Annotated in this window: 11 protein-coding genes; 7 read left to right on the forward strand and 4 right to left on the reverse strand. The window is 72.0% G+C overall.

Going from position 1 to position 15,199, the window contains the following annotated elements; genetic code table 11:
- The first annotated feature begins 64 nt into the window (after positions 1 to 64).
- Positions 65 to 964 (forward strand): hypothetical protein, encoded by a 900-nt coding sequence (locus CFK38_RS10105; protein ID WP_096802955.1) that lies wholly within the window; start codon positions 65 to 67, stop codon positions 962 to 964.
- A 94-nt stretch (positions 965 to 1,058) separates the two neighbouring features.
- On the opposite strand, the gene CFK38_RS10110 is transcribed toward CFK38_RS10105, so the two are convergent.
- Complete coding sequence (locus CFK38_RS10110; protein ID WP_096802956.1) at positions 1,059 to 2,141, reverse strand: acyltransferase family protein; 1,083 nt, start codon at positions 2,139 to 2,141, stop codon at positions 1,059 to 1,061.
- A 272-nt stretch (positions 2,142 to 2,413) separates the two neighbouring features.
- Positions 2,414 to 5,869 (reverse strand): bifunctional proline dehydrogenase/L-glutamate gamma-semialdehyde dehydrogenase, encoded by a 3,456-nt coding sequence (locus CFK38_RS10115; RefSeq protein ID WP_245851296.1) that lies wholly within the window; start codon positions 5,867 to 5,869, stop codon positions 2,414 to 2,416.
- A 302-nt stretch (positions 5,870 to 6,171) separates the two neighbouring features.
- On the opposite strand from CFK38_RS10115, the gene CFK38_RS10120 reads away from it, so the two are divergent.
- A complete protein-coding gene (locus CFK38_RS10120; protein WP_096802957.1) occupies positions 6,172 to 6,558 on the forward strand; it encodes a hypothetical protein in 387 nt (128 codons plus the stop codon).
- A 47-nt stretch (positions 6,559 to 6,605) separates the two neighbouring features.
- Here the strand turns inward: CFK38_RS10120 and CFK38_RS10125 are convergent, their stop codons facing one another.
- Together CFK38_RS10125 and CFK38_RS10130 are read right to left on the reverse strand one after the other, a co-directional pair.
- Entirely contained in the window at positions 6,606 to 7,214 is a 609-nt protein-coding gene (locus tag CFK38_RS10125) for a thymidine kinase (RefSeq protein ID WP_096802958.1), read from the reverse strand.
- Between the two features lie 27 nt (positions 7,215 to 7,241).
- Entirely contained in the window at positions 7,242 to 8,483 is a 1,242-nt protein-coding gene (locus tag CFK38_RS10130; RefSeq protein WP_096802959.1) for a GNAT family N-acetyltransferase, read from the reverse strand.
- Positions 8,484 to 8,549: 66 nt separating this feature from the next.
- On the opposite strand from CFK38_RS10130, the gene CFK38_RS10135 reads away from it, so the two are divergent.
- The 5 genes from CFK38_RS10135 (at position 8,550) to CFK38_RS10155 (ending at position 15,099) form a co-directional block, all read left to right on the forward strand.
- Entirely contained in the window at positions 8,550 to 9,530 is a 981-nt protein-coding gene (locus CFK38_RS10135; RefSeq protein ID WP_096802960.1) for a sugar phosphate isomerase/epimerase family protein, read from the forward strand.
- A gap of 107 nt (positions 9,531 to 9,637) precedes the next feature.
- A complete protein-coding gene (locus CFK38_RS10140) occupies positions 9,638 to 10,669 on the forward strand; it encodes a 3-oxoacyl-ACP synthase III (protein ID WP_096802961.1) in 1,032 nt (343 codons plus the stop codon).
- Entirely contained in the window at positions 10,663 to 13,365 is a 2,703-nt protein-coding gene (locus CFK38_RS10145; protein WP_420835776.1) for an alpha/beta fold hydrolase, read from the forward strand. The genes CFK38_RS10140 and CFK38_RS10145 overlap by 7 nt, the downstream gene beginning before the upstream one ends.
- Positions 13,362 to 14,354, forward strand: coding sequence for an NAD-dependent epimerase/dehydratase family protein (locus CFK38_RS10150; RefSeq protein ID WP_096802962.1), 993 nt, complete (start codon positions 13,362 to 13,364; stop codon positions 14,352 to 14,354). Before CFK38_RS10145 ends, CFK38_RS10150 begins: the two co-directional genes overlap by 4 nt.
- Positions 14,355 to 14,403: 49 nt before the next feature.
- Positions 14,404 to 15,099 (forward strand): vitamin K epoxide reductase family protein, encoded by a 696-nt coding sequence (locus CFK38_RS10155; protein WP_096802963.1) that lies wholly within the window; start codon positions 14,404 to 14,406, stop codon positions 15,097 to 15,099.
- Positions 15,100 to 15,199 lie beyond the last annotated feature (100 nt).

The raw sequence follows: 15,199 nt of genomic DNA on the forward strand, positions 1-15,199 counted from the left end.
TGCCGGAGTGACGCGGGGGAGGCTCCGTGCTCGCGATCTCAGGTCCCTGTCACGTGGGCTCTGGGTGCGCGGCGATCGAGTCCTGTCCGAACGCGAGATCGTCGCCGCGCTCTGTCGTCGTGATCCAGCGGTGTTCGCGATGGGGCTCACCGCTGCGCGGCTCCTCGGTTTCCCGTTGCCGGGCGTCGTCGCGCAGGAGGTCGTGGCGGCACCCGAGCAGGAGCATCGGGGTACGGGCCGCTCCGCTCACGGCCCCGGCAGGGGCGGCGTCGACCTGAGGATCCATCTGGGGACCGGGCAGTCGCGCCGCCGAGACACCTCACTGATGCGGTGGAGCCTGCGCGCTGCGGACATCCTCGATCAGGATCTGCTCCTCCTGCGGGGCGCGCCCACGGTGCGCACCACGTCTCGGATCCGCACCTTCCTGGACCTCGGGGACGTTCTCGCCAGGGATGCCCTCGTCGCCGTCGGTGATCACCTGGTGCGACAGCCCCGACCGCGGTACGAGGGCCGGGACACTCCGTTCGCCACGGTCGTCGAGCTCGCCGAGGCCGCCACCGGTCATCGCGGTCGCGGGGCCCGGAGACTCAGGGAGGCGGTCGCCCTGGTGCGCATGAGCAGCGATTCGCCGCCCGAGACCGCGCTGCGACTGGCGGCGGTCCGAGCCGGTCTGCCCGAACCGCTGGCCAACGTCCGCGCGGAGCAGATCCAGCCCGAGGGGACCGTCCTGGACCTCGGAGAACCTGACCTGCACTGGCCGCAATGGCGCGTGGCGCTCGAGCATGAGGGCCCGACGCACCTGGACCGGGAACAGGTGCCCAAGGACATCGCCCGCGGAGAGCGACGACGCGACGCCGGCTGGATCGAGGTGCGCACCACCTACGCGGACCTTCCTCACGGCTGCCGCTCGGCCGTCGCGAGAATGTGCAGAGCCCTGGAGATGCAGGGCTGGAGAGCCGGATGAGCGGAGCTCCGGTGCTGTGCGGCGTGGGCTGCGACGTGCGCCCCGGCGCTGTGAGCATGGGTCTCGCAGCATCGGGTGTCGCCCACGGCGTGACTCAGGTGCGGGGAGGGATGCCGTTCGCAGCAGTCGGTCGGGGCTCGCGCGGGCCGTCGTCCTGGGAGCGGACCAACAGGTCGCCGATCGGGGGGTCGGTCAGCCAGCTGGTCACTCTGCCGACCACGGTGGTGGACAGGATCGCCGTGAGCAGCAGTGCGGCGGCGACCATTCCGAGGGTGCCCCACCAGCTCACCAGCCACTCCGGCAGCTCCTCGGCATAGCGGATGGGCAGCAGCAGCACCGGGTGCAGCAGATAGATGGTCAGCGAGCGCTCGCCCATCGCGGTCAGCGGGGAGCGGCCGCGGGGCGTGACCAGCAGGATGGCCAGGCTCCCCGCGACCCCCGCCAGCAGCACCATCACCTGCAGGAGCATGCTCAGCAGGAGTCCTCTGTCGTCCTCGTACCCCGAGCGCAGGTAGAAGATCGAGGTGGGCACCCGGTCGTCCACCAGGTAGGCGACCGCCACGGCGGCCAGCAGCACCGCACCGCCCAGCCACCGGTGCCGGAAGGCCTTGACGCGCTCGAGCATCTCCGGCGTGGCGATCAGCCCGAGCACGAAGAACGGGAGCATCTCCGCCAGCCGGCCCACGCTCAGCACGGAGCCCAGATCGGGATCCAGCGGGGCGATCACCGAGATGGCGACCGCGAACATCAGCGGATGCTTGAGCTGCCGCAGCACGGGGGTGAGCAGACGCCATCCCAGCAGCGCGACCAGGAACCACAGCGTCCACGCCGGCAGCAGCAGCTGCAGTTCGAATTCGCTCCCGAGCAGCAGGGCCTTGCCCGTCTCGTGCACCATCTGGAAGATCACGTACGGCACGACCATCGCGGTGAGCAGGCGCCGCACCTGGCGCGGCTCGTTGCGGTACGAGCGCGAGAGGTACCCCGAGATCATGATGAACGCGGCCATGTGGAACGAGTAGATCGCCGTGTACAGCGTGCCGCCGAGCACATCGGCGGTGTTCTCGAAGCATTCGATGGTGTGGCCCACCACGACGAGCGCGATCAGCAGGCCGCGCGCATTGTCGAGGTAGGGGTCGCGCGGCCGGCGGGGCCGGGTGGTCGCTTCGGTGGTCGACATCAGGGTCCTTCGAGGAGGCGCCGGGGACTATCGCAGCACCGTACGGCGTGCCGTGGCCGTCATCGGCACGGCACGCCCGGGCGACCGCGTGAACTGTTCCCTGCCGTCGGCGCTCACCGGCCACCGAGTGCGACGCGCGGCTCAGCGTTCCTGACCGGAAGCGTGCGGTCCGTCGCAGTGGGCGGTGGGTGCGGGGCCCCGGTGCTCCGTCGAGGTCGGATCCCGGCGCCCCGCCGAGCTCTGGCCCGGCCGCGGGCTCAGGCCCCGCGGGCTCAGGCCCGGCCGCGGGCCCAGCCCTGGCCGCCGGTGAGGTCCAGCGTGTGCGGGAGCGGGTTGCCGTAGCGGTGGTTCGTGGCGCTGATCGCCTGCTCGTGCAGGAACGGCAGCAGCTCCACCCGGCCGTCGACGACCACCTCGCCGGTGAACAGGGCGACCTCGATGCGGTCCGCGATGGCGGCGCGCAGGGCGGGATCGCTCTCGCCGAGCAAGCGGATGCGTGACTGCTCGAGGGCGGGGACCCGGCCCGCGAACTCCGCGGCGTCCTCGACCCGGACGGTCCGGTCCGCCTCCCGTGCCACCGCAGCGAGCTCCTCGGAGGCGACCGAGACCTCGACCTCGGCACCGACCGTCGCGGCGGCGTGCAGCACCCGCTGCAGCTCCTGCGCCGAGGTGCCGCCGGCGGCCCGGATCATCACCGGCAGCGGCAGGTACCGCAGCAGGTTGATCTCGCCGTGGAGCTCCTGCGCATCACGCGGGATGAAGGTGCTCGCCCACTGCTCCCGGTCGCTGTGGCGCGCCGCAGCGAGCCAGGCCTCCGCATCCTGCGCACGGTCGGGAGCCCCGTCGGCGTCCGACCAGTCCATCAGGTGCACCAGGTAGTTCGGGCCGCCCGCCTTCGCGGTCTGCCCGATCGCCGAGCGCTTCCAGCCGCCGAAGGGCTGGCGCTCCACGATCGCGCCGGTGATCCCTCGGTTGACGTACAGGTTCCCGGCCTCGACGTGCTCGGTCCACCAGGCGACCTCCGTGGGCTCCAGCGAATGGATCCCGGCGGTCAGGCCGAAGGCGGTGCCGTTCTGGATCCGCACCGCGTCCTCGAGGGTCTCGGCGTGGATCACGCCGAGCACCGGGCCGAAGTACTCGGTGAGGTGGAAGGGCGAGGCCTCCGCGACCCCGGTGCGGACCCCGGGGGAGAACAGCGTGCCCGACTCATCGAGCTGACGCGGCCGGGAGAGCCACTCCTCCCCCTCGGAGAGCTCGGTGAGCCCCGAGCGCAGCTTCTCGCCGGGCTGCTCGATGACCGGCCCCATCTGGACCGTCGGGTCCGTCGGGCGGCCCACGTGCAGGCTCAGCACCGCATCGGCGAGCTGCGCGGAGAACCGGCGGGAGGTGGTGACCGACCCGACCGTGATCACCAGCGAGGCGGCCGAGCACTTCTGGCCGGCGTGGCCGAAGGCGCTCGCGGCGACGTCGTGCGCGGCGAGATCGAGATCGGCCTGCGGGGTCACGATGATCGAGTTCTTGCCGCTGGTCTCGGCGAGGATCCGCAGCTCGGGACGCCAGGAGGCGAACATCGCGGCGGTGTCCGAGGCACCGGTGAGGATCAGCTGCGAGATCCGCGGATCGGAGACGAGGGCGCGCCCCACCTCGTTCTCGGGGACGTCGACGAGGGTGAGCACGTCCTTCGGCACCCCGGCCTCGTGCATGAGCCGGCCGATCAGCGCGCCGCAGCGACGGGACTGGGGCGCCGGCTTCATGATCACCGCGCTGCCGGTCACCAGCGCGGCGAGGACGCCGCCGGTGGGGATCGCGACGGGGAAGTTCCAGGGCGGGGTGACCAGGGTCAGGGGGCGCGCCTGCGCGCTCACGTCCTCGAGGCGGGCCAGCTGCTCGGCCTGCTCGGCGTAGTAGAGGGCGAAGTCGATCGCCTCGCTCACCTCCGGATCGCCCTGCTCGAGGGTCTTGCCGGTCTCGGAGGCCATCACCTCCAGCAGCTCACCGCGGTGCGCGGCCAGGGTCCCGGCGACGCGACGCAGGATCATCGCCCGTTTCTCGACGCCCAGCGCGGCCCAGGCCGGCTGCGCGTCGAGGGCGCTGGTGAGGGTCGTCTCCACGGCCTCGACGGTCTCGAGCCGTGCGGCACGGACCTCTGCCACGCCGAGCTGCGAGCCGCGGATGCGGTGGGTGACGCGCGCGGCCCACTCCTGATTCATCGGGGTCGACAGATCGGTGTCCGGGGTGTTGCGGAACGCCCCGGGGACCGCCGGCAGGCCGGGGGAGCCGAGCTCCAGGGAGGTCGTCCCTCCCGCGACCTCCGCGCTGCGGTCCTGGTCGCGGTGGGTGGGCGGCGAGGTCTCCGCCAGCGCACGCTGCAGCGCCCGGGAGAAGCGCTGCTGCTCGCGGGCGAAGAGCTCCTCGGAGCTGTCCAGCTCGAAGGCCGCGGAGAGGAAGTTCTGCGAGGAGGCGTTCTCCTCGAGACGTCGCACCAGGTAGGAGACGGCGACGTCGAAGTGGCGGGGGTGCACGATCGGCACGTACAGGCGCATCGTGCCGGTGGTCTCGCGCACCACCGCCTGCTGGCCCGGCGCCATGCCGGCCAGCATCTCGAACTCGACCCCGTGCCCGGGGCCGGCGGGGATGCCGCGGTGCTGCATCAGCAGGTGGGCGAAGGCGACGTCGAAGAGGTTGTGCCCGGCGACGCCGAGGTGGACCGCCTCGAGCTTCTCGGCGTCCAGCGCCTCGAGCAGCATGCGCTTGTACTGCGCGTCGGTCTCCTCCTTGGACAGCAGCGGCGCCTGCGTGAGGCCGTGCACCGAGGCGTCCACCTGCTCCATCGCGAGGTTGGCCCCCTTGACCAGGCGCACCTTGAGCGGCGCCCCGCCCTCGGCCACGCGGCGCTCGGCGAAGCGGCGCAGGCGGGCCATCGCCGAGGGGGCGTCGGGCAGGTAGGCCTGCAGCACGATCCCGGCGTGCAGGGAGGAGAGCTCGGGACGGTCCAGGAGCTTCTCGAAGACCTGCAGGGTCAGCTCGAGGTCCCGGTACTCCTCCATGTCCATGTTCAGGAAGGTCGGGTTCTGGCCGCGGGCGGCCTCGAGGTACAGCGGCAGCAGCGTCTCGACGATGTGGTCGACGGTCTCGTCCGCCGCCCACAGCGGCAGGTGGTCCACGATCGAGGACACCTTGATCGAGGCGTAGTCGACGTCCTCGCGGGCCACCAGCTCGCGCACGCCCTGGAGGCGGCGGTCGGCCTCCTGCGCACCGAGCACCGCCTCACCCAGCAGGTTGATGTTCAGGTTCGTGCCGTCGGCCGTGAGGCGCTGGATCGCGCTGCTCAGCGGGCGGGGGCGCGCATCGAGGATCAGATGCCCGACCATGCGGCGCATCGTGGCCTGTGCGGTGGGCACCACGAGCGAGGGGGCGAGTGTGGAGGCGGCACCGCCCAGAGCGATCACCCGGCGCAGCGGAGCGGGCAGGAAGGCGGGCGGGTCCTGGGCCAGTCGCTGCAGCTCCACGGCCGCGGCGCGCGGGTCCTCCGGTCGGATCACCCGGTCCACGAAGGCCAGGGTGAAATCCAGCCCCTTCGGGTCCTGCAGCAGATCCGAGAGCATCTTCGCCGGGCCCGGGACCGGACGGATGGCGGCGGCGTCCACCCAGAAGCGGACCTGTGCCGAGACCTCGTCGAGGGTCGGGACGGGACGGTCGGCATCGCGCGGGGACTGCGAGTGGGGCACAGGGGACAACGGAGTCTTCTCCTCGTTCGAAGGTCACGGCGACGGTGCTGTGAGGGCGGGCGACAGGAGGGTCGATGCGACCGGTGTCCCCGTCCCTAGAGCGTAAGACCTCCCGCCGCCTTCCGACACCGCGATCAGGGCCTGTTCGTGGAGGTTGTGTGACCGAAGTGGGACTGAAGTGGGACTGCAGAGACAGAGGGCGTCCGGGGCGGTGGGCGGAACCGGTTGGTCGGCGCTCCGGCGCGGCGCTGCGGGGCTGTGGCACGATGCAGGGCACACACCCGACGATGCAGGAGGCAGTGATGAAGAGGTTCATTTTCGTAGCCGGACTCGCGATCGGCTTCGTGGTCGGCTCGCGGATGGGTCGCGGGCCCTACGAGTCCCTCGAGCGCACGGCCCACCGGGTCGCCGAGGACCCCGAGCTCCAGCGGCGCGCCTCACAGGCGAAGGAGACCGCCTCGCGGGTCGCGCAGGACACGGCCGGTGCGGTCAAGGAGAAGGGCCCGGAGGTCGCCTCCAAGGCGCAGGGGGCGGTGGCCGGTGCCGCCGGCTCCGCCAAGGAGCGCCTCCACGCTCGCTCCTCCGACGAGCTGGACGACGAGGCCGCGGCCGTGGCCGAGAACTCCGCGGACAGCGCCCACGCCGGCGGTGACGCCGAGGTGGGCGAGGACAAGCCGCTGAGCTCCTGAGCGGGTCGCTCAGCTCTGGGCATGCGCAGGACCCGGACGCGCCGGCATCACCCCAGGACGGTGACGCCGGCGCGTTCCTGCTCCTCCATGAAGCAGGACCCGCACAGCGACATGTAGGCCACCGTCTCCCCGTCGATCGCGACCTGCGCACCCTCGAAGACGAAGCGGCCGTCGACGGCACGGCAGTTGAACTCCGCCTGGGAGCCGCAGCGGCACATGGTGGGCAGCTTCTCGATGTTGTCCGCGAGCTCGAACAGGCGCGCGGCACCGGGGAACATCGCGGTGCGGAAGTCCGCGCGCAGCCCGTAGCAGATCACCGAGACCCCGTCGAGCTTCGCGATCCGGAAGAGATCGTCGATCTGGTGGGGTGCGAGGAACTGCGCCTCGTCCACCAGCACGCAGTGCAGCGGGCGCAGTCCTCGCTCGTCGGCCGCGGCGCCGACGCGCGTGCGCAGGTCGTCACCGCTCGCCGCGAGCACATCCACCCGACGCCTGGCACCGCCGCGGGCGACCACCCAGTCCTCGCCCTTGGTGTCCAGCGCCGGCTTCACGGTGAGCGTGGCCAGGCCCCGCTCGTCGTAGTTGTACGCGGTCTTGATCAGGGTGTCGGACTTGCCGGAGTTCATCGCTCCGTACTTGAAGTGCAGCTTGGCCATGCGGGTGCTCCGGAGGTCGGGGAGGGATCAGAAGGCGTCCAGGACGCTGGGTCGGGGACCGGCCAGCAGCGCGTCCAGGAAGGACTCGGCCGCAGGATCGGCGTCGGCGCGCAGGCCGAGGCGGCGGGCGTCGGCGAGGGTGCGGCCGCCGACGAGCAGGAGCGAGGCGGAGTGGATGTCCAGCCGGCAGGTGCCCAGCACCGGCGCCGCCGCTCCCGCCTGCTCGTCCGTTTCCGTCACCGTGATCGTGCCGTGCTGCACGGAGACCAGAAAGGTGCCGGCGGCCCGACAGGTGCCCGCAGGGACCGTGGCGTCCTGGACGACGAGTTCGAACGTGCCGTCCAGGGCGGCGGGAGCTCGGCGGGCGCGCAGGGTCGCGGCCGTGTCGATCACTCGCATCATCACCAGCGGTTCCGGCGACGGATCGGGGCGGGCACCGCCACCGGGCAGCACGTCCAGGACGGGATCCTCGGTGCGCAGCCGGATCCGGACCCGCTCGGTCACCGTGGACCAGGAGCCCAGGGAGCGCAGCAGCGCCTGCCGGTCCGCACGGGTGCGGCCGAGGAGCTCGTGCACCTCGAGGCCGGGGCCGTCGGCGGCGTCGGTGCGCCGTGTCCAGGACACATAGCCCTGCGCGGTGCCGGCGTCGTCCTCGAGCAGCAGCGCGGACCAGGGGTGGGCGGGCACGGCCACGGGGAACAGCGGCGGCTCACGGCGCAGCATCAGGTTGTCGCCCGAGGTCAGCTGGTGATACAACCGGCGCAGCCGCGGCATCGACTCGGCGGTGACGGGCACCAGGCGCCGCCCCGGGACCGCGGGGATCCGCTGCAGATCCACCAGCGGCACGAGCAGCGACCGCCCCCGCGCGACCACCTGGTAGCCGTACCGGCGGTAGATCGACGGATTCGAGGGATACAGCATCGACAGCTCCATCCCCTCGGCGTGGCAGCGGGCGATGACGGCGGCCAGCAGCGTCCCGAACAGTCCCTCCCCGCGATATGCAGGATGGACCGCCAGCCCCGCGATCCCTCCGCAGCGGGCCACGCCGCCGCCCAACGCCACCTGGTCGCGGCGGATCCTGGCACCTGCGGCGATCACGCCGCGGGGCCCGCCCGGCAGCGCGGAGGCATCGATGCCCAGCGGGATCTGGCCGGCGGAGAAGTCTCGGGGAGCGGTCGGGGAGGCCGGGTCGACGCCCCCGCCGAAAGCGCCGGAGGCCAGGGTCCGATAGCTGACGAAGTCCTCGGCGGTGAGATCTCGAACGGGCATGCGGGAGAGTCTAGGGCGCGGGCTTGTTGCATACTGACCACGCCTGTCCAGTCCAGAGGAGATGTCGTGAGCCCACGCCGTGATCGTCCGTCCACGGATGCGCCGCGCACCGGTGCCCGCAAGCCCTACACCCGCCCCAGCAGTGCCCATCGCACCGCCCGCGAGACGCTCTCCAAGCGCCTCTCGGCAGGGGATCCGCGCAGCGACCAGCACCCGCAGCGGAGGATCCCGGTGGGGCTGTCCACCTCCTCCGTCTTCCCCGCCGGTGTCGAGGAGGCCTTCCGCCTCGCCCACGAGATCGGCTACGACGGCATCGAGGTGATGGTCTCCTACCCCAAGGACAGCCAGGAACCCGCGCTCCTGCGCGAGTACTCCGAACGCTATGAGCTGCCGATCCTCTCCCTCCACGCTCCCACCCTGTTCTTCCTGCAGGGTCTGTGGGGCCGCGATGCCTGGGTGAAGATCGAGCGCACCATCGAGATCGCCAAGGAGCTCGGCGTCCCCACGATCGTGGCGCATCCCCCGTTCCGCTGGCAGGGGAAGTACGCGCACGGCTTCGTCGAGGGCGTCGCGGCGCTCGAGGAGGAGCACGGCATCGCGATCGCGGTCGAGAACATGTACCCGTGGCGGCTCGGGGTGCGGGAGCTGCTGAACTACTTCCCCGACCACGATCCGACCGATGAGCAGTATTCCCACGTCACCGTCGACCTCTCCCATGCCGCGACCGCGGGTGATGACGCGCTGGAGATGATCGAGCGGCTCGGTGACCGCCTCACCCACCTGCACCTCACGGACGGCTCCGGGAGGACCACCAAGGACGAGCACCTGCCGCCCGGGGAGGGCAATCAGCCCTGCGCCGAGGTGCTGCGGCGCCTCGCCAACCGCGGCTGGGAGGGCTCGGTGCTGCTCGAGGTCACCACCAGCAACAATGCCGAGGTCCGGGAGCGCACGCTGCGCCAGAGCCTCGCCTTCGCCCGTCACCATCTCGGCCATCACCTCGAGGACGAGGTGGACGAGGGGGGCGACGTGGGATCCACCACCCCCTGAGGGAACCCCCAGACGCAGGTGGGACAATGACGCTCGCAGGTGTCGGGCCCGTCCCGGCCGCCCTGCGACGACGACATCCACACGGAACGACGAGGTAGCGCACTCTGATGGCGAACGGGAACACAGGGATCGTCCACAGGAACACCAGCCTGCTCGCGATCGAGATGAGCCTCCCGCAGGTCACGGTGACCTCGGACGAGATCGACGAGATGCTCACCCCGGCGCGCAAACGACTGCGGCTGCCCAAGGGCGTGCTGCAGCGCGTGGCCGGTGTGTACGAGCGTCGCTGGTGGCGAGATCGCGACAACGGCTGGAAGCAGGGCGTCGTGCTCGCCGCCGAGCGCGCCATGGCCAAGGCCGGCATCATGCGCGACCAGGTGGGTCTGCTGATCAACGCCTCCGTCTCCCGCCAGCATCTGGAGCCGGCGGTGTCCACCGGGATCCACCACTCCCTGGGCCTGCCCAGCAGCGCCATGAACTTCGACATCACCAATGCCTGCCTCGGCTTCGTCAACGCGATGACGATGGCCTCGGCCATGATCGATTCCGGGCAGATCAAGTATGCCCTGGTCGTCGGTGCGGAGGACGTCGAGCAGGTGCAGCGCGGCACCGTCGATCGGCTGAACTCCAAGACCTCGACCCGGGCGGACTTCAACAACCAGTTCGCCTCGCTGACCCTCGGTTCCGGCGCCGCCGCCGCCGTGCTCGGCCCGACCGATGAGCACCCCGAGGGCCACCGGCTGAGGCACACCCAGGCACGCGCCGGCACCGAGCACCACGAGCTGTGCGTGGCGAACATGCAGGACATGCGCACCGACTCCGCCGGACTGCTCGAGAACGGCATCCAGCTCATCCTGGACACGTGGAAGGGCGCGAACGAGGACGGCTACGACTTCAAGAACCTCGACCTCGTCATCCCGCACCAGGTCTCCACGGTCTACATCCGCAACTTCTCGACGATCACCGGGGTGGGGATGGACCGCATCCCGGTCACCCTCGCGGACTGGGGCAACGTCGCCGCCGAGGCGGTGCCGATGACGCTCGCGCACATCCAGGACGACATCGAGCGCGGGCAGCGCGTGCTGCTGATGGGCGTCGGCTCCGGACTGAACACGGCGATGATGGAGGTCCAGTGGTGAACACCACCCGCAGCACCGGGCGCCGACGGGCGCCATCCCCCGCCGGGCCCGAGATCCCGGACCTGCCCGGCGTGGACCCGCGGCTGAACCGCACCGTCGAGGTCCGCGACCACACCGGTGAGGCGCGCCGCTGGCACCTGCTGGACTCCGGTCCGCTGCTCGCCGAGCGCGGGATCACCCCGCGCGGCACCCTGCTGGCCGTGCACGGCAACCCCACCTACTCCTTCCTCTTCCGCTCCCTGGTCAGGGACGACATCCCCTGGCGGCTGATCGCGGTCGACCAGCTGGAGATGGGCTACTCCGAGCGCACCGGGCTGAAGCGCCGCTACCAGGACCGCATCACCGACCTCTCGCTGCTCACCGACGCACTGTCGCTGCGCGGCCCGGTGGTGACCGTCGGCCACGACTGGGGAGGGCTGATCTCCGCCGGCTGGGCGCTGGACAACCGCCACGATCTGGCCGGGATGATCCTCACCAACACCGGGGTCCACCAGAAGCTCGAGCAGGCACTGCCCAAGGCGCTGCAGCTGGCGACCGCGCCCTGGTTCCGCACGCCCTCGACCTCGGTGACCGACACCTTCCTGCGCACCACGCTGGCCCTGTCGAGGCCGCCGCTGCCGCGCGAGGTCCAGGACGCCTATCTCGCCCCGTACCGGGGCCGTGCCCGCCGCCGCGGCATCGACCAGTTCGTCGCCGACATCCCGGCCGGCGCCGAGCACCCCTCCCGCGCCACCCTCGAGCGGGTCGCCGCGGGCATCACCGAGCTGGACGTCCCCACCCTCTTCGCCTGGGGCCCGCGGGACATCACCTTCTCCGACCGCTTCCTGCGTGACCTCATCCAGCGGGTCCCGCACGCCGACGTGCACCGCTTCGAGGGCGCCTCCCACCTGGTGTGGGAGGACGCCGACGTCGCCGGGCTGGTCGCCGACTGGCTGGAGACCACCTTCGGCACCGTCGAGCAGCCGCGCACGGCAGCACCCGGATGGAAGCCCGTCTCGGCGTTCGCCGAGCAGGCGCCCGAGCGACCGATCGGCGCGCCGATCACCGAGCTCGCGAACGATCCCCGCCACGCCCACCGCGCGGCCGTGGTGGAGCTGGGCGGTGCGGACGGCGAGACCCGCGAGATCTCCTGGTCCCTGCTGAACCGCCGCGTCGACGACATCGCCGCCGGCCTCCTCGCCCACGGGGTGCGGCCCGGGGACCGGGTCAGCCTGCTGATCACGCCCGGTGCAGACCTCACCGGGGTGCTCTACGCCTGCTTCCGGATCGGTGCCGTCGCCGTGATCGCCGACGCGGGCCTGGGCCTGCCCGGGCTCACGCGCGCCACCATCGGCTCCCACCCGGACTGGTTCATCGGCATCAAGCGCGCCCTGGTCGGCGCCCGGGCGCTGGGCTGGCCCGGCCGCCGCCTCTCCGTCGAGCAGCTGCCGACGGTGGACCGCACCGCCCTGGGCGTGGAGACGTCGATCGCCGAGCTGGCCCGCTCCGGGTCGATGATGCGGGAGCTCGGGGCGCCGCTGACCGCGCCGTGGCCCGCGCCCGACGCGGACGCCGCGATCCTGTTCACCTCCGGCTCGACCGGGCCCGCGAAGGGTGCGGTGCTCACCCACCGCCAGCTGGGCGCCATGTTCGCGGCCGTCGGGGACACCCTGGACCTGGCCCCGGAGCGCGGACTCGTCGCCGGTTTCGCCACCTTCGCCCTGCTGGGCCCGGCCCTCGGCGCGCCGACGGTGGTGCCGGACATGGACATCATGCGTCCCGGCGACCTCACCGCCCCGGCACTGGCGGCGGCGATCGCCGCCCTCGGCAGCCCTGCCGTGTTCACCGCCCCCGCAGCACTGCGCAACATCATCGACACCGCCGATCAGCTCGACGAGGCCGGCCGTGCCGCGATGGGCCGGGCGGCGAGCTTCTTCTCCGCCGGTGCGCCGATCCCCGCGCACCTGCTGCGCGCACTGCGCACCCTGATGCCCAGCGCGCGGGCGCTGACCCCCTACGGCATGACCGAGTGCCTGGCCGTGGCCGCGATCGACCTCGAGGGCATCGAGGCCGCGGGGGAGGGCTCCGGCGTGTGCGTCGGCCCTCCGGTGCCGCGCGTCGAGATCGCGATCGCCGTGATGGACGAGCTGGGGGAGACCACCGGGGAGATCACCCGGGACGCCGGGGAGAGAGGGGAGATCCTCGTGCGCGCGCCGCATGTGCGGGATAGGTACCTGATGCTCTGGGGCACCACCCACACTGCGATGCGCTTCACGGGCTGGCATGCCACGGGCGACGTCGGCCACCTCGATCAGGAGGGCCGGCTGTGGGTCGAGGGCCGTGCGGCCCACGTGCTCGCCACGGCCTCCGGGCTGCTCACCCCGGTCCAGGTCGAGGACGCCGCGGAGTCCGTGCCCACGGTGCGCCGTGCCGGCGCCGCCGTCGTCGGACCCCGCGGCACCCAGCAGGTGGTGGTGATCCTCGAGACCACGGACGGCTACCGGCCCGGCAGGCCCGGCCGTCCCCGCCCCGCCGATCCCTCCCTGCAGGAGGCCGTGCGCCGCGCCGTGCGGGACCGCTCGGGGGCCGATGTGGTCGCGGTGTTCACCACCAGCGCGCTGCCCACCGACATCCGGCACAACTCGAAGATCGACCGGGCGGCGCTGTCGCGCTGGTCCGCCCAGACCCTCGCCGGCGAGCGGGCGGAGGCCCTGTGAGTGCGCCGACGGTCCTGGTCACCGGGGCCTCCGGCATGCTCGGCGGCGCGGTCGCGACCGCGCTGCGCGACCAGGGCGCCGCGGTGCGCGCCTTCCAGCGCCGCCCCGCCGGAATCGACGGGGTCCAGGACGTCACCGGCTCCCTCACCGAGGCCGGTGACGTGCGCCGCGCCGTGCAGGGCGTCGATGCGGTGATCCATCTCGCCGCGAAGGTCTCCATCTCCGGACCCGAGCACGAGTACCGGGCGATCAACATCGAGGGCACCCGCCACGTGGTCGACGCCCTGCGCGCCCAGGGCGGGGGAGCGCTGGTGAACGTCTCCTCCCCGTCGGTCGCCCATCTGGGCCGCGCGATCGTCGGCGCCGACGCCACCACCGCGGACCCCGCGATGGCCCGCGGGCCGTACGCACGCACCAAGGCCGCGGCCGAGCTGCTGGCGATGCAGGCCGACGGCACGGACGGACTGCTGGTGACCTCGATCCGCCCCCACGTGGTGTGGGGGCCCGGCGACACCCAGCTGGTGGGCCGCATCGTCGACCGTGCCCGTCGCGGCCGGCTGCCGCTGCTGGACCACGGCATGGCGCTGATCGACACCACCTACGTCACCAACGCCGCCGACGCGATCGTCGCCGGTCTGGGCCGCATCGAGGCCGTGCACGGGGAGAGCTTCGTGGTCTCCAACGGTGAACCCCGCACCGTCCGCGATGTCTTCGCCGGCTGGTGCGACGCGGCCGGCGTCCCGGCACCGACCCTGCAGGTCCCCGGGGCTGCGGCCCGTTTCGCCGGTCGCGTGATCGAGCGGATCTGGGAGAAGCGCCCCGGGAACGACGAACCGCCGATGACGGAGTTCCTCGCCGAGCAGATGTCCACCGCGCACTGGTTCGACCAGCGCCGCACCCGCGAGCGGCTGGAGTGGACGCCCCGGGTGAGCATGGACGAGGGCAATGCACTCCTCGCGGCCTGGTTCCGCGAGCACCCGGTCAGCTGAGAGCTGTTCCTGACGCCCCGTCCCCCGCACGGAAGAGCACGGTCACCGCATGAACGAGAACCCCACCACGGACCCGGCAGGCGCGGATGACGTGCACGACGAGGCGGCGCTGCTGGCCGAGATCGACGCCGAGCTGGCCGCCGAGCGCTCCGCGAAGCCGCGTGCCGGGCAGCGGGTTACCGGACTGGTGCTGCTGATCGGCGCATTGGTCGGCTGGATCGGCTCGCTCGAGCTGCAGGTCGGCAAGGAGTTCCTGCTCGCGAACCCGGGCGCCAGCCTGGCCTGCGATGTGAACCCCTTCATCTCCTGCGGCAATGTGATGATGACCTGGCAGTCCTCGGCACTGGGCATCCCGAACATGGCGATCGGGCTGGGCGGCTTCGCGATCATGGGCGCGATCGGTGCGCTGATGGCCTCCGGAACCCGGCTGCCCACCTGGTGCCGCTGGGCCCGGCTGGGCGGGATCACCTTCGCCTTCGGCTATGTGCACTTCCTGGCGATCTCCACGATCTTCGTGATCGGTGCGCTGTGCCCGTGGTGCATGGTGATCTGGACGGTCACGGCCCCGATGTTCTTCGCCACCCTGGCCCACACCATCGAGAGCGGCGAGCTGCGGATCCCGGCGCCGCTGGCGAACCTGCTGCGCCGCTGGGTGGTGCTCACTCTGGGGTGGTACCTGCTGGTGATCGTCGTGATCGCGCTCGCGTTCCGGCAGCAGTGGCTGGTGATGCTGGGACTCGGATGAGCGAGTCCCGGTGAGAGCCTCCGCGGCAGGAGCTCGGCGGAGCGGCCAGTGCCGACCATTCCTCCCCAGCCGGTGGTTGTCCCCAATGAGGAGCCGCCCG

It is taken from the genome of Brachybacterium vulturis, assembly GCF_002407185.1.
Classification (GTDB): Bacteria; Actinomycetota; Actinomycetes; order Actinomycetales; family Dermabacteraceae; genus Brachybacterium; species Brachybacterium vulturis.

Excerpts from the sequence above, each read along its gene's own strand:
- CFK38_RS10125 (WP_096802958.1), bottom strand. The coding sequence starts at position 7,214 with ATGGCCAAGCTGCACTTCAAGTACGGAGCGATGAACTCCGGCAAGTCC.
- CFK38_RS10140 (WP_096802961.1), top strand. The coding sequence starts at position 9,638 with ATGGCGAACGGGAACACAGGGATCGTCCACAGGAACACCAGCCTGCTC.
- CFK38_RS10130 (WP_096802959.1), bottom strand. The coding sequence starts at position 8,483 with ATGCCCGTTCGAGATCTCACCGCCGAGGACTTCGTCAGCTATCGGACC.
- CFK38_RS10110 (WP_096802956.1), bottom strand. The coding sequence starts at position 2,141 with ATGTCGACCACCGAAGCGACCACCCGGCCCCGCCGGCCGCGCGACCCC.
- CFK38_RS10120 (WP_096802957.1), top strand. The coding sequence starts at position 6,172 with ATGAAGAGGTTCATTTTCGTAGCCGGACTCGCGATCGGCTTCGTGGTC.
- CFK38_RS10155 (WP_096802963.1), top strand. The coding sequence starts at position 14,404 with ATGAACGAGAACCCCACCACGGACCCGGCAGGCGCGGATGACGTGCAC.